The organism is Ochrobactrum sp. Marseille-Q0166 (genome assembly GCF_014397025.1).
Classification (GTDB): domain Bacteria; phylum Pseudomonadota; class Alphaproteobacteria; order Rhizobiales; family Rhizobiaceae; genus Brucella.
The window spans coordinates 2,011,831-2,037,382 of sequence record NZ_JACJUO010000001.1; the positions used below are offsets into that span (position 1 = coordinate 2,011,831).

A 25,552-nucleotide genomic window follows, 5' to 3' on the forward strand; every position below is an offset into this window, starting at 1 on the left:
TGCCGGGAGTTTTTATTGGGCTTATATTGTTCAGAGAAACAGACTTGGAGATCAGTTCATGCATCGCGCATTTTTGACTGCTCTTGTCGCTTTGCCTCTAGCAACAGCACCCATTTCAGCAAATATGACTTCGGCGCATGCGCAAGTCCGCAAAAACGTCAGCGAATTTGCGGGTCAACGTTGCAATACGCCGCCACGCGGTAGCGGAGTCATTGTCGGGCAGTTCAGCGGTGTGGACGATTCACCATTTGTCAGCGGTGGCGATGGGCTGGTGCCGATTGATCGCTTTCGCTGCTTCAAGACAATGGCTGAGTGTAAAGGTTGGCTCTACACGATGCAGAGCAAATACACCAATGCGGGTGCGGCAACAGTTGTTCGCTGCACGAAGCGCTAATTAGCGGCTGGACGGATAGCCGTTTGAATGCGCCGGAATAGCCTTCAGATAGGCAGCAATCGCGTCGCGATCGGCATCTGTCAGATGCGCCATATTGGCAACGACATCGGCCATTGATCCGCCGAGTGAGTCAAAATCCGGCGTGAAACCACTTTGCAGCGCATAGGCAATATCGTTCTCGCTCCAGCCACCAATACCGCCCTCACCAGCGGTAATATTGGGTACAACGCCCTTGCGACCATCGCTGCCCGTCTCGGGCGACAGAGCGCCCGCCATCCATTGCTTGTCATCAAGGCCGCCAATGATAGTGCGCGGCGTATGGCACTCGCCACAATGACCGAGCGCTTCCGTCAGATATTGGCCGCGCTTTACCTGATCGGATGTATTAGCCAGTTCAACGACCGGCTTATCGGAAAGATAAAGCTGCTTCCAAAGCCCCAATCCACGGCGGATGTTAAACGGGAAGCTGAGCTTATGGGGTGGCGCCACATTATCCGACGCAGGCAGGGTTTTCATATAGGCGAAAAGGTCTGCAACATCCTGAGGCTGCATTTTTGCATAGGACGTATAAGGGAAAGACGGGTAAAGGTGCTCCCCTGCCCGTCCCACACCTTTCAGCATTGCATTTGCAAAGTCGTACAGGGTCCAGTTACCGATACCTTGCACTGACGGAGAAATATTGGGCGCTACGAATATACCAAAATCCGAAACCAGTTCATGCCCTCCGGCCAACACCTTGCGCCCATCGCCAGACGTTCCGGGAGCCGCATGGCAGGAGGCGCAGCCTCCTGCCCAAAACACTTGCTCACCCTTTGCCGCATCACCCGGTTGCAAGGATGCAATCACCGACTGATCCACCGACTGAGGCGTTGTCAGCACCCAGAAACTGGCGGCTACAATGATGATCAAAGCGCCTGCGGCATATGCGAGTTTTCGGATCATGTATTGGATCAGTTTTTCTTTACGCGATAGGCCTGGTGGCAGGAACCGCAATTAGCTGCGACCTGCTGAAAGGCTGGCTTCAAAGCATCAAGATCAGCAGGCTTGGCTGCAAGCGCTGCTGCTGCGTCCGAGCGGAATTTTTCGACGTGCTTGACGAAGTCTTCCTTGTTTTCCCAAATCTTTGGCGAAGCTTCCGTGTCGCCTTGATCTGAACCCGCAGGGAACAAGGTATCAACGTCGAACTTTTTTGCGTCCGCATCAATCTTTTCAAGGGCTGCCAGAGCGGTTGCCGCATCGAAAGGCTTATCACCCTTCACCATTGGCGCAAGCTGGCCGACAGAACGCCCCATATCCTTCATAATTGCCTGACGATCTGCAATCGCATCGGCATGAGCCATACCGGAAGTCAAAAGAGCCACTGAACTCACGGCGAGAAAGAATGAACGCATGCGATCCTCCGCATCTGAAAATTTTGCAAAAAAGTTCCTAGCTAAAAATATCCAATACATTTTTAGCCTTTGCAACAAACGCACCAAATAAAATGGGGAAATAAAAAGTAAAACAGTCGACTTTATATCGATTATTACAGTTTATTCACGACAACGTGAAAAACTTGATCAAAATACTATTTTTTAAGTGAATACAGAATCAAAAAGCATGGGCACTTAAAATCGAATTACTTGATTTTTATATTCATCTTTTTATTCCATTGATGCACATTGGGCTTTCTACGCAAAGAAAAACCCCGCTTTCGCGGGGTTCTTGCAGATAACAATGAAACGGCAATTATGCCTTTTCGTAAAGCTCCAGAACGTAATCCCAGTTCACAAGGCTATCAACGAAAGCTTCAAGGTACTTCGGACGTGCGTTGCGGTAATCGATGTAGTAGGAATGTTCCCATACGTCGACGCCGAGGATAGGCGTTGCGCCGTGAACCAGCGGGCTTTCACCGTTTGCAGTCTTCGAGATTTCGAGCTTGCCGTCTTTAACCGACAGCCATGCCCAGCCCGAACCGAACTGACCAGCGCCAGCTGCGATGAAGTCTTCACGGAACTTGTCGTAGCCGCCAAGATCGGATTCAATTGCCTTTTCAAGAGCGCCCGGAAGCTTCTTGCCGCCGCCGTCTTTCTTCATCCAGTTCCAGAAATGGAGATGGTTGTAGTGCTGACCGGCATTGTTGAAGAGCGCCTGATTCTTTCCGAAGCTTTCCTTGACGATTTCTTCGAGGCTCTTGCCTTCAAGGCCTGAACCTTCGAGCAGCTTGTTACCATTGGTAACATAAGCCTGATGGTGTTTGTCATGGTGGAATTCGAGGGTTTCGCGCGACATGAACGGAGCAAGTGCGTCATAATCGTACGGAAGGGCGGGCAGTTCAAAGGCCATTGGAACTCTCCTCTTGTCTTTCAGCCTGCAATAGGCAGCTACTTGGGGGCAGTGCGAACACGTGCCCGGAAACTTGCGTGCGCAACCTACATAGGCCGCAACGCTGCATGCGGCAATGGCGCATTTTCTAAATTCACCGGCCAAATCAATGAATTTTTATTGAAATTGCACGAGGATAGGGTTCATTTTATTTTTTTGAGACCGATGTACGAACGGAGAAAATCGTTGCCACACAGTTCCTATGTTTTCGACGCGTATGGTACATTGTTCGATGTGCATTCCGCCGTGCGTAGGCATGAAGATAAAGCGGGGCCAGATGGTGCGGCTTTTTCGCTGCTCTGGCGTACCAAGCAGCTCGAATATTCGTGGACGCTTAGCCTGATGGGCGAATATCGCGACTTCTGGAAACTCACGGAAGAAGCGCTTGATTTTGCCTTTGCACGTTATCCATCCGTCGATCCGGCACTTCGCAACGATTTGCTTGACGCTTACTGGAAGCTGGACTGTTATCCGGAAGTGCCTGCGGCGCTCAAAAGCCTGAAAAGCCGAGGGGCGCGTTTAGCTATTCTTTCCAACGGTTCACCCGCCATGCTTGACGCCGCAGTCAAATCCTCTGCGCTTGATGTCCTGCTGGATGATGTCATCTCCGCCGATAGTGTCCAGCGTTACAAGACGTCCCCGTCAGTCTATGAACTCATCACGATGCAATGGCGGCTTTATCCGTCGGCGATTTCATTTCAATCTTCCAATCGCTGGGATGTGGCCGGAGCTGCGCGATTCGGAATGCGCGCGGTCTGGATCAACCGATCCAATCAACCGGATGAGTATAAGCAGTATCCTCCAGAGCTCATACTACCGAGTCTTCAGTTACTGGATTAAATATCACTAAAACGTGAATATGCGTTTGTGATCTGCAACCTCTTGGTATTGCTAAAATTGTGTCGCAGCGGCAACACGATACCTGCTGCAGCGCCGCAGCCATGTTTAGGCCATAATGTGAACGGCGGCTGGCCACATTTATAAGGCGTTTTGCCCGCAACGAAACGCGCTCAACACCGTTATAGCCGCACAATTTGCGTCTATCACAACAAGTTGGTCGCACTTCTTTAACCCTAACCGGTGTATCTAAAAATCCTCCCGCCACGAAAATGGTTTTCATATGCAAACGACCCTTACCCGCCGTTCCTTTTTGACGGCCATGACAGCAACAGCGGCGGCCGGCCTCGCCGGTTGTGCTCAGTTGGGGCAGAATGTTCCAATCGTCGATGTTGATGCCAATGGCAACCCAATCAACAGGACGCCGCAAGCCAGTGTTGATTCTTCCTATGGAAGCTGGGCATCCATGTATGCAGCCGTTGAAGACAATGGCTACCAGCTCCCTGCTATACCGATCCAGAAGATGGACAAGCGCTATCTGCGTCAGGTTGTTCAGGATCCGACAGGCGAAATGCCAGGGACGATCGTTGTCGATACGACCAATCGCTTCCTCTATCTCGTACTCGGCAACGGTCAGGCAATGCGCTATGGCGTCGGTATCGGTCGCGATGGCTTTGCATGGTCAGGTCGCGCAGTCATTCAGTACAAGCGCGAATGGCCGCGCTGGACGCCACCGGATGAAATGGTTGCGCGTCAGCCAGAACTCGAACCATACAGCTCGCGCAATGGCGGTATGGCTCCGGGTCTGAAGAACCCGCTCGGCGCCCGCGCTCTTTACATCTTCAAGGATGGCAAGGACACGATCTACCGTCTTCATGGCAATCCTGAATGGTGGTCAATCGGTAAGGCCGTTTCCTCTGGCTGCGTTCGTCTGCTCAATCAGGACATCATCGATCTTTATAATCGTGTTCCGCCAAAATCGCCTATTCTGGTCATGTAATCCCGAATTTGCGAGATACATTAAAAAAGCCCCGGTTTTCCGGGGCTTTTTTCGTTTCTGGCTCAAATTCTATCAACGTTTGAAGCTGCCCAGGATGCCGCGTACAAGCGCCCTTCCCAGTGACGTACTGACAGAACGAACCACCGATTTCATAGCCGTTTCTGCAACTGTCTGACGGCCTGATCGGCGACCCGTTCCAAGCGCAGTTCCCAAAAGATCGCCAAGAATACCGCCGCCCTGACCGGACACTTCTTCTTTCTCGCTCTGCTTTGCATCTGCAGAGGCCTGCGCTTTGCGCGCCAGCATTTCAAATGCAGAATCCCTGTCCACAGCCTGATCATACTGACCGGCAACCGGGCTTGCTGCAATAATTCTCGCACGCGCTTCCGGTGACAGAGGTCCAATCTGAGACGAAGGCGGACGGATCAATGTACGCTGCACCATCGAAGGCACGCCCTTAGCCTGCAGGGTAGAGACCAGCGCTTCACCCGTCGAAAGATTGGTGATCGCTTCAAATGTCTTGAAATCGGGGTTCGGACGAAATGTATCGGCAGCCGTCTTCACTGCGTTTGTTTCGCGTGGCGTATAAGCGCGAAGCGCATGCTGCACGCGATTACCGAGTTGAGCGAGCACTGTTTCAGGCACATCAAGCGGGTTCTGCGTCACAAAATAAACGCCCACGCCCTTGGAACGGATCAGACGAACCACCTGCTCGACGCGATCAACCAACGCCTTCGGTGCCTCGTCAAACAACAAATGCGCTTCATCAAAGAAGAAGACCAGACGTGGCTTATCCGGGTCGCCCACTTCGGGAAGCTCTTCAAACAGCTCTGACATCAGCCACAGCAGAAATGTCGAATAAAGACGCGGGCTCATCATCAGCTTGTCAGCGGCAAGCACGCTGATCACGCCCCGACCATCGGTCGTCGTGCGCATCAAATCGGCAATACGAAGCGCCGGCTCGCCAAAAAACTTGGTGCCACCCTGTTGATCGAGCACGAGCAGCGAACGCTGTATGGCGCCGACCGATGCTTTGTTGACGTTGCCATATTTTGCTGAAAGCTCGGCAGAACGTTCCGCCATTTCCGCGAGAATAGCCTGCAAGTCTTTCAGATCAAGCAGCAGCAGGCCTTCTTCATCGGCAAGACGGAAGGCAACATTGAGCACCCCTTCCTGCGCATCGGTCAGATTCATCAGACGCGAGAGCAGCAAGGGGCCCATTTCAGAGATGGTTGCACGGACCGGATGTCCCTTTTCACCGAAAATATCCCAGAAGATAACCGGAGAAGCACGCAGTTCATAAGGTGACAGTTCAACTTCTTCAGCGCGTTTCGTAAGGTTTTCGCTAGCCACACCGGGGGCGGCAATACCCGACAGATCGCCTTTGATGTCTGCACAAAAAACGGGAACACCGGCAGCAGAAAAGCTCTCGGCAAGAACCTGCAAGGTGACGGTTTTACCCGTACCCGTGGCACCTGTAACAAGGCCATGCCTGTTACCATATTTCAGGGCCAGGTATTCTGGCTGCTGATAGGAATCATCTGGTTTGCGGCTTGCACCAAGAAAAATGGCATCATCAGCAGTCATCAGGCAGGTCGCTCCATAAAAAATATGCTTGCACAAGACTATACAGGCACCGTTGTCCTGCAACAACGGTTAAGCCATATTTCTGGTTCGATGTTTAATTTCATACAGTGCCTGTCTCAAAACTTACCTGTTACGTGCACAGACCACTTGCAAAGTTCGAACCACAATGCATATTACGTAAACGTAAGTTTTTGGGAGACTCTCTATGGATGAACTGATTGCGCGCATCACCTCAAATGTCGGCATAGATGCCGCCACGGCTGAAAAGTCTGTCGGTCTGATTCTGGCTTTTCTGCAAAAGGAAGGCCCCGCAGATAAGGTGCAGCAGCTGATTGCAGCATTTCCGGGTGCAGAAGAGGCTATCTCACAGGTTAAGGGCGGTGGTTTTCTGTCAGGTCTGATGGGCGGCGTGATGGGCCTCGGCTCGCAATTGATGAGTGCAGGTCTTGGCATGGGCGAAATCTCGGGCGTTGCCAAGGAAACGATCCGCTTTGCCAAGGAAAAAGCTGGTGACGAACCAGTCGATGCTGTCATCGGCTCAATTCCCGGCCTTGGTCAGTTCGTCTAAACTTTAACAGCTCAGTAAAAAAGCCCCGATTTTCGGGGCTTTTTCTATTGTTCTTTAATCAGGGTCGCGCCAACATGCTGCGCGCGTCCTGCGCCCCAGCCATTGAAGGCTGCACCCGCCCCCAGAAGTGCAAAGAAAATGCCGCAGGCTGCGAAGCTGCCTGTCGCGCTATGGATCACGCCCACAATCAACGGCCCTATAGCTGCAAGCGTGTATCCGACACATTGCGCCATTCCCGAAAGATGCGCCGCCGTATGAGAATCGGGTGAACGCAGGACGATAACCATCATTGCAGCAGCAATCAGCCCGCCCTGCCCGATGCCCTGGATCGTTGCAAGAACCCAGAAACTCCATTGTGGCAGATAGAGAAAACCGATGAGTGGCAAGGCAGCACTCATGCAAAGGATGACATTCAAAAGGCTCTGGTTCTTTTGACGCGTAGCAATCGACGGAACCGCCAGACAGGTTATAACCTGCGCCATAATCGAGAAGGAAACGAGGCCACCGGCAGCCGTCGCAGTCAGCCCCCGTTCCCGCAAGATCGGTGCAAGCCATCCAAAAACGATATAAGCCGTTGATGATTGCAGTCCCATGAACAGCGTAACCTGCCACGCAAGCCTGTCTTTCCAGAGACCTTTTACCTTAAACCCGGAATGCGACACATTATGCTTTGCACGCAGTGCCTGTGGCAGCCAGAGCGCCAGAACGAGTGCCGCCGGTACTGCCCAGAAGGCCAGAGCCAAGCTCCATGAGCCGCCAAGGATGTGTTCAATCGGGATTGTGAAACCCGCCGCAGCAGCAGCGCCACCGCACAGGGCCATTGTGTAGAGCCCTGTCATAATGGCCGCAGTTTTGGGAAAGTCGCGTTTGACGACGCCCGGTAACAGCACATTACCCGTCGCAATGGCCGCTCCTGCCAGTGCCGCACCCAGATAAAGCGTTGCAGAACTGCCAATACCACGCAGAGCCGTGCCAATGGTGAGTACAATAAGCACAAACAATAAAACCCGCTCAGCACCAAACCGCTGCGCAAGACGTGGTGCAAAAGGTGCAAAGAGCCCAAGGCAAACAACAGGCAGGGTTGTGAGAATTCCTGCGCCCACACCGGACATTCCAGTCGCTTCAATAATTTCGGGAAGCAAAACCGAAACACTCGAGAAAACAGGACGGAGATTTGCGGCGATCAGAACAAGACTCAGTCCAAGAAGTATGCGAAGGGCGCCGCTTTGCTTTTCCGGCTCAGGCGGTGGCGGCACGCTATCAACTTCAGCATCGACCAGCGGGACGTCTGCCGCAGGAGTTGTGTGGCTCATAACGCCTGCACCTTTCATCTCGACCTTATTGTAGAAGAAGGGGTGTACTACATCGTACGGCTGGCGCAAGTGCTTAAACATTGTGATAAAAGGCGTTTAAAAGCCGTTTGCCGCATTCCGTTAACATTTTTGACGCAAGGTGGCTGATGAAATCTCAGACTTTGCAATCGGGTGCCGCATGATCAATCTTTACTGCCTTAACGGAGATCATCTCGAACGGGTCGAGGTAGAGCCGGGAACGCCATTACCCGATAACGTCATCTGGATTGACCTCCTCGCACCCGGCGTCAACGAGGATCACATCGTCGAAGCGTGGACAGGCATCTCGATCCCAACCCGCGAAGATATGACGGAAATTGAAGAATCGAGCCGTTTTTACATGGAAAACGGTGCGCAATACCTGACTGTCTCGATCCTTCACGCCGTCGATCTCGATCATCGGGAGCTGGCCCCTGTGACCTTCATTATTTATGGCCAACGCCTCGTGACAGTGCGTTATGCCAACCCCAAATCTGTGAGCATCTATATCACACGTGCGACGAAGCCCGGAAATGGCTTAATCCCCGTTAAGTGTTCGGGCCTCTCCATCATGCTCGGCATAATTGAGGCAACCACCAATCGTCTGGCAGATATTCTGGAAGGTGTTGCAGGCAAAATCGATGCAGCCTCGCACTCGATCTATCGCCGCCAGCCCAAGGCGCGTCCTATGACGACTGAGGACTTCCGGCATATTCTCACGCAGATCGGTGGACAGGGTACGTTTCTATCGCGAATGCGGGAAAGTCTGGCAGGCGTCAGCCGAATGCTGGTTTATCTCTCCGCAATCAACAGCCCGGTTGCGACCAAAAAAGACACGCGTTCATGGATCAAATCGTTGGAACGTGATGCGCAGTCACTGGTTGCCTATGTGGACTTTCTGTCCAACAAGGTCACATTCCTGCTTGATACGATTGTGGGACTGATTTCAGTCGAGCAAAACGCGATCATCAAGATTTTCTCGGTCGCAGCCGTGGGCTTCATGCCACCAACGCTCGTCGCCTCCATCTATGGCATGAACTTCTCATTCATGCCGGAGCTGAACTCGCCATGGGGCTATCCAATGGCGCTTGGCCTGATGGTGGCCTCTGCCCTGCTGCCGCTGTTCTATTTCCGCAGGAAAGGGTGGCTGTAAATTAAACCGACGCTGCCACAATCTCCCAGTCTTTGCCATTGATTTTCAGCACGTCGCCCACCGGCTTGCCGAAAAGCATGATCGCTACAGGCGAAACGTGGGAAATCTTGCCATTGGCAGGGTCCGCCTCGTCTTCGCCAACAATGGTCCAGACCCGCGTACCGCCATCATCAAGGTTTTCGAGTTCAACCGTCATGCCAAAACGAACAACCTCGCTCCCGGGTTCGGGCACGGATAGCTCTGCGGTTTCACGACGCGAAGTCCAGTAGCGCAAATCACGCGACAAACGGGCAATTGCCGAGCGCTCGCCTGCAACATTTGCTTCCGCCAGTTCGCGGTGAAGCCGTGCAAGCTCGTCGTCAATCATCTTCAAGCCGTTGGGCGTAACGAGATTGCGGTGCGGACTGATAGGACGCTCACCGAGATCGGTGGGAGCGTCATCCTGTTCTTTGGTGAAAGCTCTGCTCATTATCTGAATGTATGCAGAGCATTCAAACCCCGCAAGCCCACAATGTGGATACAAGTTTAACGGGACAAAATTCCACATTTCAGTGCCATTCGGGTTTTTATTGATTGATCAGTCAATCAAAGCTAAAATACACATCCAAAGCCCTCAACCCGGATGACGATTATGCCCAAGATCGGGATGGAACCCTTAAGGCGGCGCGAACTGATCGATGCTGCCATCCGCACTATCGGCCAGCGTGGTTCGTTGGACGTCACTGTCGCGCAGATCGCCCATGAAGCAGGCGTATCGCCCGCGCTTGCACATCATTATTTCGGCGGCAAGGACAAGCTGATCCTTGCCACCATGCGCCATTTACTGCGCGAGCTGGGCCGCGATTTAAACGCCGCCGTGAAGCTTGTAGAAACCCCGCATGAGCGCATTGCGGCTATCATCGCGGTCAACTTTTCCGCGTCGCAGTTTGCGCCGGAAACGATTGCAGCCTGGCTGACCTTCTATGTTCATGCGCAGCAGTCGGAAGACACCAAGCGGCTTTTGCGCATCTATGCGCGCCGTCTGCATTCAAACTTCGTGTACGCACTGGAACAACTGACCAGCCACGAGCGCGCTAACCGTATTGCAGAAGGCGCAGGTGCGCTGATCGATGGGCTTTATATCCGCCACGCCCTTGGTGCCGATGCGCCAAATGCGGCATCGGCGATTGCCCTTGTTGAAGACTACATCGCTGTTCAGCTTTCCGCGGAGAAATAACATGGAAGCGGATTTTGTCATTATCGGCTCCGGTTCTGCCGGTTCAGCTATGGCCTACCGGCTGTCGGAAGATGGCAGACATTCAGTTATCGTCATTGAATTTGGTGGCCCTGACATCGGCCCACTGATCCAGATGCCAGCTGCGCTTTCCTTCCCCATGAACATGGAAACTTATGACTGGGGCTTTTCCACGGAACCTGAACCGCATATTGGCGGGCGCAGTCTGGTTACACCGCGCGGCAAGGTCGTCGGCGGATCCTCCTCTATCAATGGGATGGTTTATGTGCGCGGGCACGCACGCGATTATGACCACTGGTCGGACAGCGGCGCGCGCGGCTGGTCCTATGCCGATGTATTGCCCTACTTCAAGCGGATGGAAAACTCCCACGGTGGACAGGAAGGCTGGCGCGGCACCAATGGTCCGCTTCATGTTCAGCGCGGTCGTCGCGACAACCCACTGTTCAAGGCCTTCGTCGATGCCGGACATCAGGCAGGCTTCGAGGTCACCGACGATTATAACGGCGAGAAGCAGGAAGGCTTTGGCCCGATGGAGCAGACGATCCATAATGGACGTCGCTGGTCTGCTGCCAATGCCTATCTGAAACCTGCCCTTAAGCGACCAAATGTAAAGCTTGTCAAAGGCTTAGCACGAAAAATCGTGATGGAAGGAAAGCGTGCGGTCGGAGTTGAAATCGAAGCGGGACGCAGCTTCTCGACCATCCGCGCACGCCGCGAAGTCATCATTGCCGCATCATCCATCAACTCACCAAAGCTGCTTATGCTTTCAGGCATTGGCCCCGCTGCGCAGCTTAAAGAGCATGGCATAGAAGTCGTGGCCGATCGCCCCGGCGTTGGGCAAAATCTGCAGGATCATCTGGAAGTCTACATCCAGCAGGAATGCACACAGCCGATCACACTCTATTCCAAACTCAACCTGTTTTCCAAAGCCAGAATCGGCGCGGAATGGCTGTTTTTCAAAACCGGCGACGGCGCGACAAATCATTTCGAATCCGCAGCCTTCGTGCGCTCGAAAGCGGGCGTGGAATATCCGGATATCCAGTACCACTTCCTACCGGTCGCAATCCGCTATGACGGCAAGGCCGCAGCGCAATCGCACGGATTTCAGGCGCATGTCGGACCGATGCGATCCAAGTCTCGCGGCAGTGTTACCCTGCGCTCCGCCAATCCACGTGAAAAGCCTGTCATAAAGTTCAATTACATGTCGCATGAGGATGACTGGGCCGATTTCCGCCATTGTGTGCGGCTGACACGCGAAATCTTTGGGCAGGAAGCATTTTCCCCTTACCGCGGCGCGGAAATCCAGCCGGGTGCACATATTCGGTCGGATGATGAAATCGACGATTTCCTTCGTGAACATGTGGAAAGTGCATTCCACCCTTGCGGAACTTGCAAAATGGGATCAGTTGACGATCTAATGGCAGTGGTTGATCCAGAATGCCGTGTTATCGGCGTTGAAGCATTGCGGGTCGCGGATTCGTCGATTTTCCCACGTATCACAAATGGCAATCTCAACGGCCCATCGATTATGACCGGCGAAAAGGCATCGGATCATATTCTGGGACGCACGCCGCTGGCCCGATCCAACCAGGAACCATGGATCAACCCACGCTGGGAAGTATCTGATCGCTAATGAAACTCGAGGAGAATATAATGAAAGCCCAACCCAAAGCCTCGCATTTCATCGGCGGTGCATTCGTTGAAGACAAAGCTGGCAAGCCCCTTCCCGTTATCTATCCCGCAACAGGTGAGGAAATCGCCAAGCTTTATTCGGCCACCCCAAATGTCATCGAGAATGCCTACGCTGCGGCATTGAAAGCGCAGGGTGAATGGGCAGCGCTCAAGCCGGTCGAACGCGGTCGCATTCTGCGCCGCACCGCCGAAATTCTGCGTGAAAAAAACAAGAAACTCTCCAAACTGGAGACGCTCGACACCGGCAAGGCCATTCAGGAAACCTTGGTGGCAGATGCTGCATCAGCAGCCGATGCGCTTGAGTTTTTCGGCGGTATCATCTCCGGGTTTAACGGTGAATTCGTGGAGCTCGGCGGGTCGTTTGCTTATACACGCCGCGAAGCACTCGGTATTTGCGTTGGTATTGGTGCATGGAACTATCCGATCCAGATAGCGGCGTGGAAATCCGCGCCTGCACTGGCTATGGGCAATGCTTTCATCTTCAAGCCCTCCGAAAACACCCCTCTTTCGGCGCTTGCACTGGCCGAGGCCTACAAAGAGGCTGGGCTTCCAGATGGGCTGTTCAACGTTGTGCAAGGGTTTGGCGATGTTGGTGCTGCACTCGTCAATCACCGCATGACAGCGAAGGTTTCGCTCACAGGGTCGGTGCCAACCGGCAAGCGCATCATGTCGCAGGCTGGCGAACATTTGAAACATGTCACGATGGAGCTTGGCGGCAAATCCCCGATCATCGTTTTTGATGATGCCGATATCGACAGTGCCATTGGCGGCGCCATGCTCGGCAACTTCTATTCGACCGGTCAGGTCTGCTCCAACGGCACGCGCGTCTTTGTTCACAAGGCTATTCGCGAAACATTTGTTGAGCGTCTGGTTGAGCGCACGAAAAAAATCCGCATAGGTGATCCGCTTGATGAGGCAACCCAGATGGGGCCGCTCGTCAACAATGCGCAACGCGAAAAGGTTCTGTCCTATATCGAAAAGGGCAAGAAGGAAGGCGCGAAGCTTGTGTACGGCGGCGGAATTCCGAAGCTGCGTGGTTTCGACAAAGGCAGTTTCATCGAGCCAACAGTCTTTACCGAGGTAACCGACAACATGACAATTGCCCGCGAAGAAATCTTCGGCCCGGTCATGAGTATTCTGGAGTTCTCGGACGAGGATGAAGTGATTGCCCGTGCCAACGATACCGAGTTCGGTCTGGCTGCAGGTGTTTTCACCGCCGACATCGCACGGGGCCATCGCGTTATCGGACAAATCAAGGCAGGAACCTGCTGGATCAATGCCTATAACCTGACCCCGGTTGAAGTACCCTTCGGCGGATATAAACAGTCTGGTATCGGTCGCGAAAACGGGATTGCAGCGCTGACGCATTACAGCCAGATCAAGACCGTCTATGTGGAAATGGGTAAGGTCGACTGCCCTTATTAAACAGCCTGCACCATAGCCAAACTTAACGATTCCAGCCCGGCAACATCAAATATGCCGGGCTTTGAATTGGGTTATAATAAATTATATTACTAAATTACATATCATTAATAAATATAGTTTTAATAAACATAACTAATAAATGATATTTGAATAATAAAATAAATATTAACGGAAAAATTAATATTTATATTTTCATTGGCGATATTATTCGTAACATTGACTATCAATATGATTCCAAGCTTAGCCAGAGCTATTTAACACAATGACATTATCAGACTGCGATATTTCTGAACTGCAGGACGAATTGTTTCTATCAACAGATCTGATGGATTCTACAACGCGCGAAGCGTTATGGCGTGATGCAATCCAATTATTTTATCATGATAAATCCGCAGTAGACGAAAGAGCCGCAGGCGCATTTAATACGCCTCAATCACACGTTATCGATACACTACTAATCGGCACATCGTCTTTCAATGAACAAAAGAGCGAACGAACTGCGAGCTCTGTCGCACAAGGAGGCTTTAATCACTATGTTCTGCACGTAATAATTGCGGGAACTATACATGGTGACTTTAACGGAAGCGATGTATTTGCAAAGCCGGGCGATATATTAATATTCGACCTGTCTCAAATCGTATCAAGCAAAAATGAAGCTGGCACGAGAATAACTGTTATAATCCCTCGCCATGAACTTGAAAAATTGATTGGATGGCGGGAACTTCACGGTACAGTGCTCAAAGCCGAAAATGCGACCACTAAACTGATTTTTGATTATCTAAGCGGACTAAAAAATATAACAGAAAAACTTTCTCCTACAGAGCAGCTTGCCGTCAAAAATGCATTATTACTACTCGTGGCCTCCAGTATAAATACACTGGATAACGGTAATAAAATTGGCGCAACTGGTTTAGCGATGCGGAGTAGGATCCTGGGCTACATAGATGATCATATTTCAAGTCCTCACTTGAGCCCGAGTTCGATACAAAATCGCTTTCGGGTGTCTCGATCACATCTTTACAGAGCTTTTGAAGCTGAAGGCGGCGTTGCAAAAATCATCCGAGACAAAAGGTTGGATCACGCTTACCGAATAATAACCGACAACAAAGGCAAGGCAATTTCGCTCAAGGAGATTGCTTATCTTTGCGGCTTCAACACTGGCACTCAATTTGCAAAAGCCTTCAAAGCGCGTTTTGATGTGGCACCAAAAGACGTAAAAGATCTGACCACGGATTCCATAATGTCTCGCAGTGACGCGCTCACCCTTCATGGCAGACTCGCATTACGCGCACCACTCGTCGGTTCACCGAGCAAGAACAAAAATAAGAGCGGTCTATCCGCGGTGGCCAAGCCGCTCCCGGCAAAGAGAAGCTCACGTTAAAACGAGAAAAAACCTAACGTGAGTTGAGCTTAAATCGCCTTGCTGATCAGGATTTTAAGTGATCACGGAACCTGTCCGCACACTACGCCAAGCTGCTCCGTCCGAATAGGCCACCTGTGCGCCGCCTGTGGCGTTACTCACAAAGACAATGGCACCTGCCCCATGCTGGGACGGCGATGGCAAAGTGGCAACAGCATAAGCGGCCGGGCGTATAGGACCATCGACATGCAACCGGGTTTCCGGCCAGATCTGACCGACAGCCACATTGCCGGTTGTGCGATCAACCTTCATTGCTTCACGCCAGTTTCCACTCTCGTCACCAACTTTAATGCTGAAATTATTGTCGCCGTTCAGGCCCATCTCTGCATGTCCGGTCCAGCCGGATTGAAAGAGAAGGCTCGCCGTATATCCGGCATCTTGTTTGTTGATCTTGAGCTGATGCCCGGCACCGGCATTGTTAAAGAGGCTTGCTTCAGAAGAAATAGCGAAACGGTTGATCGCATCAGCCGCCGTCTGAATGCCCAACATGGCAAGTGAAAGACTATCTGGTACGGAACCTGTCATCTGCCATTCTACACCGTTGAAAACAAATAGCTTGGCTTCGTCTTCGACGTAGGCCAGCCAGCCCTTTGCTATGGTGGCAAATGACCATCCCCCATCAATGAAGAAAGCAATCAGACCCTCTTTTCCGGCCCACCGGCCGGTAGCAGGTTCGGCAACAATGTAGCGATCACCTGCGGCGGGTGTTTCCGGCGCGCCTGTTTGCGTTCTGGATTTTACACTCAGATGCACAACTGCGTCGAGAAAACGCAAAGCCTCATTGTGTGTGACGTGCTTCTGCGCCTGACTGGGCATGATGTAGGGAAGTTTGAGATTGGGTGTCTGGTCCATAGATCGCTCCTCGCTATGATAATGCGAGGAGCTTAACTGCAATTATGCTGGTGGGGATAAGTCAGCTGCCGCGATAGGTCGAATAGGACCAAGGGCTCACCAGCAACGGCACATGATAATTGCCGTCCTCCTCTGCAATCGCAAACCGGATCGGAATCAGATCAAGGAACGGCGGATTGGCGACATCGGCGCCTCGCCCTTCGAAATATTCTGCAACATGAAACTGAAGCTCATAGGTGCCTGCCTGCATTTCACTGCCGCTGAGCAATGGTTCGTCAGTGCGACCGTCAAGATTGGTAACTGTACGCTTGATCAGCTCGGTTTTTCCCAAAGCGCCGAGCCGATAAAGTTCAATCCGCATCGCTGCGGCTGGACCACCATGTGCTGTGTCGAGAACATGTGTTGATAGCCTGCCCATGGTTCACCTCAGATTTGTGTTCTACAGCGCCGATCTGATTGAATCAGATCCGCGCTGTAAAGGTTTATTTTTAACGCGCATCTTTTCCGAAAACCATTTTACACTTTTCGGGATGCGCTATAATCGCCGGAATAGTCTCAATGCGATAAGTGACATCCGGCAGGAAATATTCCTCCAGATTATTCTCACTTCCCGCACGGTCAACAATAAGAAAATCCGACGTCTGCTCCAGAGCCACAAGCGGATGGTGCCAGACATTGCGCCAGTAATTGACGCCCTGATCCCCGCGCGCCAGAAACGCTCTCAGCTTGCCGGGTATACCATCTGCATCTTCTGCGACGACGACAAGAAACGGCCTGTCGTTCAGCGGTACAAAAGCCTGCGAACCAAAGGGATGCCGTTCAAGCATGACGATATCGACGGGGGCCGTGAAGGACTGACCTCTAAAAATATTGATGAGCACACGGGCGTCGGTACCTGCTGCTTCAACATTGGCCAGATCGTGGAAGCGCTCCGTCGTGCCATTGTTAATAAGGCGACGTTCGGCACCTTCAACCTCTATGACATCCCCAAATGGCGCAAAAGCCGCTTTTGTCAGCGGCTCAACCTCGAGCACTTCAAATTTCACACTGTCCTCCCCACGAACCTGACTTCTTGAAGTGTAACAAAGCTTTGCCGCCGGCGAATTGTCAATCGCGAAGCAGTTTCAACAAACACATGAAAAAGGCCGGGATCGTCGCCCGGCCTATCCAAATTATCAAAGACTTGCGCTATTTATCGCTTGAGAAGCGACATGATTGCGGGAACCCCACAGGCAGCAAGTGCGAGCTTGACGAGATCACCAATGATGAACACGCCAAAGCCGAATGCGATGGCTTTTTCCAAACCAAACAGATAGGCCATCCAAACTGCTCCCATCACAAGGATGACAACTTCGGCAGCAAGCATCACACCACCGAGCGCAAATGGCTTGTGCGCCAATCCCTTATCGGCAGCACGACCAACCATCCAGGCTGCAATGGGATAGGACAACAGATAGCCCCCCGTCGGACCAACCATGTAAGCGAGGCCAAGCCCCTTTTCCGGCGTTCCGGTGAAAACCGGCAAGCCGAGTGCACCTTCAAGCAAGTAGAGGGCTACCGTGGCAACTGCCAGGCGCGAGCCGTAAAACGCAGAGATCGCAAACAGCGCTGCTGTCTGCATCGTTACGTTGACGTAGAGAAGATCAACTTTGATATTGGCGGAAATAGTGAGAACAGCGGTACCGATAAGTGCCAGCAAAACAAACCGGAAAGCACGCGCCAATTGCCCGGTTTGCAAGTGGCCGGCAGGAAGAGAAGCAACGGCAACCCTTGATTTGTTTCTCTGACGCATGTTCATCGCACTCCTTATATCGACCCAATATGGGCGCCGTGAGTACCGTTCCACCAGATTATCATTTGAAACCGCACTATATTCGTCCTAAGCCGCTTAATCAATAAAACCAAAGGAGAATGGGTTCGTCTATGGCGCTTGATTTTGACGGCAGCTTTGCCCCTCAATATGGGAGTCCGGTTGCCCTGAATAAAGGCCTGCTGCGGCTGACCGCGAATAACCCCAGCGCTTTTACCTTTCATGGCACCAATAGTTACATTATAGGCACCGATACACTGGCGGTCATCGATCCCGGGCCGGAAGATGAAGCGCATTATCAGGCGCTGCTTGCGGCAATTGCCGGGCGCTCAGTTAGTCATATCTTCGTAAGTCACACGCATCGCGACCACTCGCCTCTCGCAAAGCGATTGAAGCAACAGACCGGCGCGCTTGTTGTCGCCGAAGGTCCGCATCGCCCGGCCCGGCCCTATCATAGTGGGGAGATCAATATGCTCGAAGCGAGTGCCGATACCGATTTTACGCCCGATCTGGCCCTCGCCGATGGTGCGAAAATCGATGGCGATGGCTGGAGCCTTCGCGGCATACACACACCCGGACACGCCGCCAATCATATGGCTTTTGGCCTTGAAGGCACCGGCATTCTTTTTTCAGCCGATCATGTGATGGCATGGGCCACATCCATCGTCGCACCGCCCGATGGATCGATGAGCGATTACATGACTTCGCTTGAAAAGCTGTTGGAGCGCGATGATCGTATCTATCTCCCCGGTCATGGTGGAGCCGTCACCAAGCCAGCTGCATTTGTGCGTGGTTTGCGCGCACATCGGAAAATGCGAGAGCGCGCGATATTGGAGCGGATCGTGCAAGGCGACCGCTCTATTCCCGACATGGTCAAGGCTATCTACCGCGATACAGACCCGCGCCTGCATGGTGCTGCAGCACTCTCGGTTCTCGCCCACCTTGAAGATCTTGTCGGGCGCGGTGAAATCGTTACGGACGGCGACCCATCGCTTAACGGCATTTATCAGCCGCGGTGATCACTCCACGTCAGCGGGAGCTTTGTTCACTTCGCTCTCAAGCGCAGACAGGAACTGGGTGATAAAGGCGGCATTCAGGCCCATATCCCGATTGCCGTAACGCGACACGGACCGCATATCGACATAAGTCGTCTCACCTTCATCAAGCAGGCGGATAACCACATCACTTTTCAAACCAAGAATGGTGCTGTGTGCAGTTGCAACAAAGCGTGTCGCGTTCTGCGCCGGCAGCGGCGTGTCACGGCTGATCTCTTTCCAACCAAATGCTTTCAACGTATTTTCAACGCCTTGTGCCACCCGGTCGGGTGCGGCTTCATAACGGCGCCCCATCACATCGGGGTAAGCTGACATCTGGCTGAGCATATCAGTGCGAACCTCAGCAGACAGCGAATTCATACGCGCAAGCCGTGCAGGCATGGTCGAGGGAAACTGCGGGGGCGTCTCAAAATCAGTTGTCAGATCATAGAGTGGAGGTGAACCATACCAGAGCGAAGCGACAAAACAGAGCGGCAGCAGAACGGCACATGCGAGAAAGCTCGCCCAGAATGAGCGCGCACCGCCTTTATCACCATTCACCCAGAGATTGCGAAACCCTTTTGCTGCACAAAGCAGTGCTAAAATCGCGAATATCCCGCCTGCTGCTGCAATCACAACAAAATCGGGTGTCTCGATTTTACCAAACCTGTGCAGAATAAAGCCAAGCGTTGACAGGACAGCCGCAAAAACGCCAAACCGCAATGCCCATATTGCGGAGCGCGACTGTCGGCGCTGATAGCGAAGTTTTCTCATGCGGGGTCCCAACTGCCTTTAAAGCGCAATCATGCATAACAGAGACTGGCAGAGCACAAAAGAAAAAGCCTCGACACACTCTGGCAATTTAACCAGCTATGAAAAAACAACGGGAAAAATAGAGTGAAATCAATATAAAAGCTATTGCAGCAACTTCTAACGAAGGGCATGATCACGTATATGGGGGCTTTTTTCGGATTCGTCGGAGAGGACGACATGGATCGAACCCTTCATAATGGCCAAATGCCAGCAACGCCCGCTACCGCTGAAGCGGAGCAGGATGTCATGACGCTGGAAGCAGTCGAGCTTGAATTTGCGCTTGGTGCCATTGACGTTCTCATCGAAGGATTTGACACAGCTCTTTCCAAGGCAGCGGAGCGTGTGGGCGGCGAAGTTCTTTTCAACATGCCAGCGCTGGACACCACCGAGGCACAACGTATCGGTGCAATTGCCATTGCCGGACAGCCGCAAGATCAGGTCGTCTTCGTTACGCTTGGTCATGACGGCACAACACTTTCAGTCGCTCCGCCAACCGGCAACAATGCTCTGTTTGAAAGCCTTGGCCGCAATTATGCAGCCGTGATGAAAAGCCTGACACCGAACGGCAAGACCACCAACGGAACCTAGGACCGCTTCGATTTTGATTAAGTCGTTGGAAATGCTCTATCCCATTTTTTAAAGCGTGATTTAATCCGAAGATCGGATTTCCCTTTTCAGGGTGCACTCTAAAGCACTATTTCTCGACCTGCGGCTTTGCAGTTGTGGCTGGTGCGACTGCATGAAGATTGTGTGCTGGCACCGGGTTGAGCGTCATCATCGTCTCAACATCACGTAGCTTCACGAATTTCATGCCTTTTGCCTGAAGTGCAAGAATGCCTTTGGCGACGCCTTCACCCGCCGAACGTGTCGGTTGGTTGATATGCGAAATGATGACATCGCCATCACGTGCCGCTGAAATGCGTCGGGCCACGACAGGAGCAAGCAGGGATGCGCCTTGATCCCCATTGAGAGAATATCCGCCGATTTTATAACCCATACTTTCCGCGAGCTTCACGGCGTCAGTCGAATAGCGGGCCGTGGCATCCCGATACCATTGCGGCTTGGATGCCCCCGATTTTGCAATCGCATCGGCGCCACCATCTATTTCAGAGCGAACCGCATCGAGCGACCCAGCTGTCTTGATATTATACATTGTCGGCATATTGGTAATGGCTGGCACATGCATATTGCCATGGTTCTCAATGTCGAAAAGATCAGGGTGAGCCCTCATCACCGCAAAAGCTTCGGCGTTCTGCCTCAACCAGCGCGCGGTGACAAAAATTGTCGCCGGAATGCGGTTCTCTACCAATACATCAAGAATACGGTGATCCGTTTTCCCCATGCATGCATCAAGCGTCAGCGCGACCTGTGGCGAAGCAGGACCACCTTTGGCGATGCGCAATTGCGGTTCAACAATGCTGATTTTCTCGTGCTTCTCCGCTTGTGGCAGCGCGTCATAGGCGCTGGCCACAGTGCTGAAGCAAACAAGCGCGGCCCCCGCCGCTAATAACTGACGAAACATAGCTGCCCCGATAAATTAAAGTTCCGGCTTTGAAATTTACAGCTTACAGCGCCAGAACCAAAGCCGAATTATGGCAATGATTTAGAGCCGCGATCTGATTAAATCAGATCGCGGCTCTAAACTTTCGTTTCCGGCGTATCTTATCCTAAACCGGCTTTACACTTTTCAGGATGCTTTACTATTTCGGGCTGCGGCTTGGGCTGCCGCCAGGCGTGCAATCGGCACACGGAACGGCGAACAAGACACGTAATCAAGACCTGTTTGCTCGCAGAAACTGATTGATGCCGGATCGCCACCATGTTCGCCACAAATACCCAGCTTGAGCGTGTCGCGTGTTTTACGTCCACGCTCGGCGGCGATCTGGATCAGCTCACCCACGCCATCGAAATCCAGTGAAACGAACGGGTCCTGTTCGATTACACCACGGCTCTGGTAGGTCGAAAGAAACGGCGCTGCATCATCACGCGAAATGCCAAAAGTGGTCTGCGTGAGGTCGTTGGTTCCAAAAGAGAAAAACTCCGCCGTTTCAGCAATTTCAGCAGCCCGAAGAGCCGCACGCGGCAGTTCTATCATCGTGCCGACCATATAGTCGATCTGAACGCCGGACTCGCCGATCACTTCCTTTGCCACCGCATCAATGCGCGCTTTCACAAAATCAAGTTCAGCCTTGAGGCCGACCAGCGGCACCATGACTTCCGGCACCACAGGCTCACCGGTCTTCTTGCCCGCTTCAACGGCAGCTTCAAAGATCGCGCGTGCCTGCATTTCGGCAATTTCTGGATAGGACACTGCCAGACGGCAACCACGATGGCCGAGCATCGGATTGAACTCATGCAGGCTATCGGCGCGCTCACGCAGTCTATCCGCGTCGACGCCCATGGCGCTTGCCACTTCCGCCACTTCTTCATCGGTGCGCGGCAGGAACTCGTGCAACGGCGGATCAAGCAAACGGATCGTGACCGGCAAGCCCTTCATGATCTCGAACAGCTCGACAAAATCCGAGCGTTGCATCGGCAGAAGCTTTGCCAAGGCGGCGCGGCGACCATCCTCCTTGTCAGCAAGGATCATTTCGCGCATCGCGATAATGCGTTCGCCTTCAAAGAACATATGCTCGGTGCGGCAAAGGCCGATGCCTTCTGCCCCGAACGAGCGTGCTGTACGGGCATCCGCAGGCGTTTCGGCATTGGCACGCACCTTCATGCGGCGGGTCTTGTCTGCCCATTCCATGAGTTTGCCGAAATCGCCCGACAGTTCGGGCTGCAGCATGGCCACCTTGCCTTTCAACACTTGCCCATTGCCGCCATCAATAGTGATCACATCACCTTTTTTGAAGCTTTGGCCGGCAGCCAGCATGATACCGTTGCGATAATCGACGCGAAGTGATCCCGCGCCCGAAACGCAGGGCTTGCCCATACCGCGTGCTACAACTGCCGCGTGACTGGTCATGCCGCCGCGCGTGGTGAGAATACCTTCAGCCGCATGCATACCATGAATGTCTTCAGGGCTTGTCTCAACACGCACCAGAATGACATTGCGGCCTTCAGCCTTGGCCTTTTCCGCATCCTCGGACGAGAACACGATTTCGCCCGTCGCAGCGCCAGGAGAAGCGGGCAGGCCCTGCCCGATGACTATGCGCTCGGCTCGCGGGTCGATGGTCGGATGCAGAAGCTGGTCGAGTGCTGCCGGATCAATACGCAGCACGGCTTCCTCTTCTGTAATCAGTCCTTCTGCGGCCATTTCAACAGCCATTTTAAGTGCTGCTTTTGCCGTGCGCTTGCCGGATCGGGTTTGCAGCATCCAGAGCTTGCCGCGTTCGATGGTGAATTCCAAGTCCTGCATATCGCGATAATGCTGTTCAAGCAGATCTGCCACTTTCAGAAACTCGGCAAAGGCCTCCGGCATGACCTTTTCAAGCGAAGGCTTGTCAGAGCCCGCTGCTATACGCGCCTCTTCGGTTATGTTCTGCGGTGTCCGAATGCCTGCCACCACATCCTCACCCTGCGCATTGACCAGAAACTCGCCATAGAGCTTCTTTTCGCCAGTCGATGGGTTGCGGGTGAAGGCAACGCCGGTCGCAGACGTTTCGCCCATATTGCCGAACACCATGGCCTGAACATTCACCGCCGTACCCCATTGGGCCGGGATGTTATGCAGACGACGATAGGTGATGGCGCGTGCGTTCATCCAGCTTGAGAAAACGGCACTGATCGCGCCCCAAAGCTGCTCGCGCGGGTCTTGCGGGAAAGGCTCGCCAAGCTCTTCCTCGACCTTCGCCTTGTAGAGCGCGATCACATCTTTCCAGTCGGAAGCGCTGAGTGCCGTGTCAACATCAACACCAAGGTCAGCTTTCTTGTCTTCAAGGATTTCTTCAAAAAATCCGTGATCAACACCCAAAACGACGTCTGAATACATCTGGATGAAGCGGCGATAGCTGTCATAAGCGAAACGCTCGTCGCCAGCTTCACGCGCAATTGCCTGAACGGTCTCATCATTGAGACCAAGGTTCAGAACCGTATCCATCATGCCCGGCATAGATGCACGCGCACCCGATCGCACCGATACGAGCAATGGCTTATCCGCACCGCCGAACACGCGCCCTGTCAAACCAGCAACATGATCAAGTGCATTCTGCACCTGCTGATCAAGCTCATCGGGATAAGCCCGCTCATGATCATAATAGGACGTGCACACTTCTGTCGTGATTGTAAAACCGGGCGGCACGGGCAAACCGAGGCTGCTCATTTCAGCCAGATTCGCGCCTTTACCGCCGAGAAGGTTACGATCGCTCGCAGCACCCTCTGCTTTGCCATCACCGAATGCGTACACCCACTTTGCCATGCTGGCCTCCCTTGCGCAGGTAACGGTCCGCAATCTCTGTGCTTTTCCACAGAACTGCAGAAACTATCCCCGTGCTTATGCGATCAAGTCGTTGTCTGCCAATCAAAAAAGACAAAGCGCCGTAATAGAATCGATTAGAAAACAATAAAGCTGATCCGTCGATTGACTCTGACCATGGATTGGTTCAAAAATAAGAACAAAAATAGAACATTTGGAGTTGATTATGCGTATCACCGGCAAGCTTGATTATCTTGAAATGCCAGCAGGCAATGGATCACTGGATTCGACCAAGAGTTTCTATGCGCGGGCTTTTGGCTGGTCGTTCGTTGATTATGGCCCGACCTATTCCGCCTTCGCAGAGGGTCTGGATGGCGGTTTTGACGCCGATCCGAACGCAACGCGCAAGCCTTTGCCCGTCCTTTATTCTGCCCATCTTGAGGAAACCTTGAAAGCTGTAACAGAAGCAGGTGGAACCGTTGTGAAGCCGATTTTTGCTTTTCCCGGTGGGCGTCGTTTTCACTTCACCGACCCTGCTGGCAATGAGCTTGCTGTCTGGAGTGAAAAGTAACAGCTCATGGTCTCTGGTTGACAGCAGCGACCATATGGAAATGATGCAGCGCATCTTATTCGTTCAAACTAGAATCCGGTGACATGCGCTTCATTCTCCCAGCCGTTCTGCTCTCCCTCGCTACAACGTCCGCTTTTGCCCTTACAGAAGCACCAGCAGCAGACAACGCACCACTCAGCCAGTGTGAAAAATTTCTTGATGGAATGAGCCTTCTCACACCGGACAATGATTATGCAGTAAGAGATATTCCCGATGGTTGTATTGTCTCGAACAGCATGTACCAAACCGGCAGCATAATGGGCTGGACCGTCGAACGCGTAATCGTCGAACTGGATCACCTGCAAGACTTTCTGTCCGAATCACCCGATTTCAGTAAAGCAGCACCCACATGGGGACGCATTGCAATTGATGGCGTTCGCATGAGACTGCAAAGCGGCAATAAAGTCTCAGATTACATCACTTCAATTCAACAATGGCCTATGGATTTTGCGGCGTTTTACCGTTTCAATCCAAAAAGTGGTTATCTGCACATTCAGAATGCTGAAATCAACAGCATCAAGTTAGGTAAGGCTTCAGTTTCGGCAGAAATCAACCTGCCGGTTGATGCATCCATAACGAGCCTTACAGCTAATCCGACCGCCACGCTTTCAAGTCTACGGATACGACTGGACAATCAGGGACTATGGGAGAGCCTTGTTCTGCCCGTTCTTGCCAATTACGCTGCATTGCCATCTGAAACCGGCGAGGAAGATCCGGAAACCGATATTGCGCGTCTGCGTGATATTGTTCGTAAATCTGTCGAGGCCATGCCTGACAGCCAGATTGATACGAAATCCCGAAAAGCACTTCTGAATTTTATTCAGGATATGCCATATCCGGCCGGGTTCTTTACATTGGACTTGCATTTTGACAAGCCAATGCCGATCGGCCTTAATGATATGGAGCCAAGCAAGATTGCAGAACACGCCCTCGCTGCCGCAAAAATGAGCGTAACTTATAGAGCACGCTGATCAGAGGTCACGCAAATTGAGAGCATTGCCGGGGACGCTTCGTTTTTGGAAATGCTCCATCTCTTCATTTTAAACGCATCTTACAAAATAAAGCAGTATC

Annotated in this window: 26 protein-coding genes; 13 read left to right on the forward strand and 13 right to left on the reverse strand. The window is 52.5% G+C overall.

The window, feature by feature from the left end:
* Window positions 1–58 precede the first annotated feature (58 nt).
* Window positions 59–394, forward strand: a complete 336-nt coding sequence (locus tag H5024_RS09625) for a hypothetical protein (protein WP_337961953.1) — start codon at window positions 59–61, stop codon at window positions 392–394.
* Here H5024_RS09625 and H5024_RS09630 read toward each other — a convergent pair whose 3' ends face one another.
* The 3 genes from H5024_RS09630 to H5024_RS09640 form a co-directional block, all read right to left on the reverse strand.
* Window positions 395–1,336, reverse strand: coding sequence for a cytochrome c (locus H5024_RS09630; protein ID WP_187545833.1), 942 nt, complete (start codon window positions 1,334–1,336; stop codon window positions 395–397). It lies immediately after the preceding gene.
* An 8-nt stretch (window positions 1,337–1,344) separates the two neighbouring features.
* The gene (locus H5024_RS09635; protein ID WP_187545836.1) at window positions 1,345–1,785 is read right to left on the reverse strand and encodes a cytochrome c; all 441 of its coding nucleotides are present in this window, start codon (window positions 1,783–1,785) and stop codon (window positions 1,345–1,347) included.
* Between the two features lie 337 nt (window positions 1,786–2,122).
* The gene (locus H5024_RS09640; RefSeq protein WP_187545838.1) at window positions 2,123–2,719 is read right to left on the reverse strand and encodes a superoxide dismutase; all 597 of its coding nucleotides are present in this window, start codon (window positions 2,717–2,719) and stop codon (window positions 2,123–2,125) included.
* A 225-nt stretch (window positions 2,720–2,944) separates the two neighbouring features.
* On the opposite strand from H5024_RS09640, the gene H5024_RS09645 reads away from it, so the two are divergent.
* Together H5024_RS09645 and H5024_RS09650 are read left to right on the forward strand one after the other, a co-directional pair.
* Window positions 2,945–3,598, forward strand: coding sequence for a haloacid dehalogenase type II (locus H5024_RS09645; protein ID WP_187545840.1), 654 nt, complete (start codon window positions 2,945–2,947; stop codon window positions 3,596–3,598).
* Window positions 3,599–3,878: 280 nt separating this feature from the next.
* Window positions 3,879–4,595: a L,D-transpeptidase gene (locus tag H5024_RS09650; RefSeq protein WP_187545843.1), complete on the forward strand. Its 717-nt coding sequence runs from the start codon at window positions 3,879–3,881 to the stop codon at window positions 4,593–4,595.
* Between the two features lie 72 nt (window positions 4,596–4,667).
* Here H5024_RS09650 and H5024_RS09655 read toward each other — a convergent pair whose 3' ends face one another.
* Window positions 4,668–6,182, reverse strand: a complete 1,515-nt coding sequence (locus H5024_RS09655; RefSeq protein ID WP_187545845.1) for a helicase HerA-like C-terminal domain-containing protein — start codon at window positions 6,180–6,182, stop codon at window positions 4,668–4,670.
* A gap of 205 nt (window positions 6,183–6,387) precedes the next feature.
* On the opposite strand from H5024_RS09655, the gene H5024_RS09660 reads away from it, so the two are divergent.
* Window positions 6,388–6,750 (forward strand): DUF2267 domain-containing protein, encoded by a 363-nt coding sequence (locus H5024_RS09660; RefSeq protein WP_187545848.1) that lies wholly within the window; start codon window positions 6,388–6,390, stop codon window positions 6,748–6,750.
* A 44-nt stretch (window positions 6,751–6,794) separates the two neighbouring features.
* On the opposite strand, the gene H5024_RS09665 is transcribed toward H5024_RS09660, so the two are convergent.
* On the reverse strand, window positions 6,795–8,063 hold the full coding sequence (locus H5024_RS09665; RefSeq protein ID WP_247875226.1) for a CynX/NimT family MFS transporter: 1,269 nt from the start codon (window positions 8,061–8,063) through the stop codon (window positions 6,795–6,797).
* 178 nt (window positions 8,064–8,241) lie between these two features.
* On the opposite strand from H5024_RS09665, the gene H5024_RS09670 reads away from it, so the two are divergent.
* Window positions 8,242–9,234, forward strand: coding sequence for a magnesium transporter CorA family protein (locus tag H5024_RS09670; protein ID WP_187545853.1), 993 nt, complete (start codon window positions 8,242–8,244; stop codon window positions 9,232–9,234).
* A gap of 1 nt (window position 9,235) precedes the next feature.
* Here the strand turns inward: H5024_RS09670 and H5024_RS09675 are convergent, their stop codons facing one another.
* Window positions 9,236–9,703 carry a GreA/GreB family elongation factor gene (locus tag H5024_RS09675; protein ID WP_187545855.1) on the reverse strand — a complete coding sequence of 156 codons (468 nt, stop codon included), beginning with the start codon at window positions 9,701–9,703 and terminating at the stop codon, window positions 9,236–9,238.
* A 162-nt stretch (window positions 9,704–9,865) separates the two neighbouring features.
* Between H5024_RS09675 and betI the strand changes: the two genes are divergently transcribed.
* The 4 genes from betI to H5024_RS09695 all read left to right on the forward strand — a co-directional run bounded on the left by betI (window position 9,866) and on the right by H5024_RS09695 (window position 14,966).
* Window positions 9,866–10,450 carry a transcriptional regulator BetI gene (betI, locus tag H5024_RS09680; protein WP_187545857.1) on the forward strand — a complete coding sequence of 195 codons (585 nt, stop codon included), beginning with the start codon at window positions 9,866–9,868 and terminating at the stop codon, window positions 10,448–10,450.
* A 1-nt stretch (window position 10,451) separates the two neighbouring features.
* Window positions 10,452–12,101, forward strand: a complete 1,650-nt coding sequence (gene betA, locus H5024_RS09685; RefSeq protein WP_187545860.1) for a choline dehydrogenase — start codon at window positions 10,452–10,454, stop codon at window positions 12,099–12,101.
* A 20-nt stretch (window positions 12,102–12,121) separates the two neighbouring features.
* A complete protein-coding gene (gene betB / locus H5024_RS09690; RefSeq protein ID WP_187545863.1) occupies window positions 12,122–13,585 on the forward strand; it encodes a betaine-aldehyde dehydrogenase in 1,464 nt (487 codons plus the stop codon).
* Between the two features lie 262 nt (window positions 13,586–13,847).
* The gene (locus H5024_RS09695; protein WP_187545865.1) at window positions 13,848–14,966 is read left to right on the forward strand and encodes a helix-turn-helix domain-containing protein; all 1,119 of its coding nucleotides are present in this window, start codon (window positions 13,848–13,850) and stop codon (window positions 14,964–14,966) included.
* Between the two features lie 54 nt (window positions 14,967–15,020).
* Here the strand turns inward: H5024_RS09695 and H5024_RS09700 are convergent, their stop codons facing one another.
* From H5024_RS09700 to H5024_RS09715, 4 genes are all read right to left on the reverse strand, one after another.
* A complete protein-coding gene (locus H5024_RS09700) occupies window positions 15,021–15,857 on the reverse strand; it encodes a DUF2793 domain-containing protein (RefSeq protein WP_187545868.1) in 837 nt (278 codons plus the stop codon).
* Between the two features lie 61 nt (window positions 15,858–15,918).
* Entirely contained in the window at window positions 15,919–16,275 is a 357-nt protein-coding gene (uraH, locus tag H5024_RS09705) for a hydroxyisourate hydrolase (protein ID WP_187545871.1), read from the reverse strand.
* Window positions 16,276–16,345: 70 nt separating this feature from the next.
* Entirely contained in the window at window positions 16,346–16,903 is a 558-nt protein-coding gene (locus tag H5024_RS09710; protein WP_187545874.1) for an ureidoglycolate lyase, read from the reverse strand.
* 146 nt (window positions 16,904–17,049) lie between these two features.
* The gene (locus tag H5024_RS09715) at window positions 17,050–17,649 is read right to left on the reverse strand and encodes a biotin transporter BioY (RefSeq protein ID WP_187545876.1); all 600 of its coding nucleotides are present in this window, start codon (window positions 17,647–17,649) and stop codon (window positions 17,050–17,052) included.
* Between the two features lie 131 nt (window positions 17,650–17,780).
* Between H5024_RS09715 and H5024_RS09720 the strand changes: the two genes are divergently transcribed.
* On the forward strand, window positions 17,781–18,686 hold the full coding sequence (locus H5024_RS09720; RefSeq protein WP_187546752.1) for an MBL fold metallo-hydrolase: 906 nt from the start codon (window positions 17,781–17,783) through the stop codon (window positions 18,684–18,686).
* Here H5024_RS09720 and H5024_RS09725 read toward each other — a convergent pair whose 3' ends face one another.
* On the reverse strand, window positions 18,687–19,475 hold the full coding sequence (locus H5024_RS09725; RefSeq protein WP_187545878.1) for a DUF1499 domain-containing protein: 789 nt from the start codon (window positions 19,473–19,475) through the stop codon (window positions 18,687–18,689).
* A gap of 216 nt (window positions 19,476–19,691) precedes the next feature.
* On the opposite strand from H5024_RS09725, the gene H5024_RS09730 reads away from it, so the two are divergent.
* Entirely contained in the window at window positions 19,692–20,102 is a 411-nt protein-coding gene (locus tag H5024_RS09730; protein WP_187545880.1) for a hypothetical protein, read from the forward strand.
* A 106-nt stretch (window positions 20,103–20,208) separates the two neighbouring features.
* On the opposite strand, the gene H5024_RS09735 is transcribed toward H5024_RS09730, so the two are convergent.
* Together H5024_RS09735 and ppdK are read right to left on the reverse strand one after the other, a co-directional pair.
* Window positions 20,209–21,036: a polysaccharide deacetylase family protein gene (locus H5024_RS09735; protein WP_187545882.1), complete on the reverse strand. Its 828-nt coding sequence runs from the start codon at window positions 21,034–21,036 to the stop codon at window positions 20,209–20,211.
* A 165-nt stretch (window positions 21,037–21,201) separates the two neighbouring features.
* Window positions 21,202–23,874 (reverse strand): pyruvate, phosphate dikinase, encoded by a 2,673-nt coding sequence (ppdK, locus tag H5024_RS09740; protein ID WP_187545885.1) that lies wholly within the window; start codon window positions 23,872–23,874, stop codon window positions 21,202–21,204.
* 223 nt (window positions 23,875–24,097) lie between these two features.
* On the opposite strand from ppdK, the gene H5024_RS09745 reads away from it, so the two are divergent.
* A complete protein-coding gene (locus H5024_RS09745) occupies window positions 24,098–24,442 on the forward strand; it encodes a VOC family protein (protein ID WP_187545887.1) in 345 nt (114 codons plus the stop codon).
* Window positions 24,443–24,525: 83 nt separating this feature from the next.
* On the forward strand, window positions 24,526–25,452 hold the full coding sequence (locus tag H5024_RS09750; RefSeq protein ID WP_187545889.1) for a hypothetical protein: 927 nt from the start codon (window positions 24,526–24,528) through the stop codon (window positions 25,450–25,452).
* Window positions 25,453–25,552 lie beyond the last annotated feature (100 nt).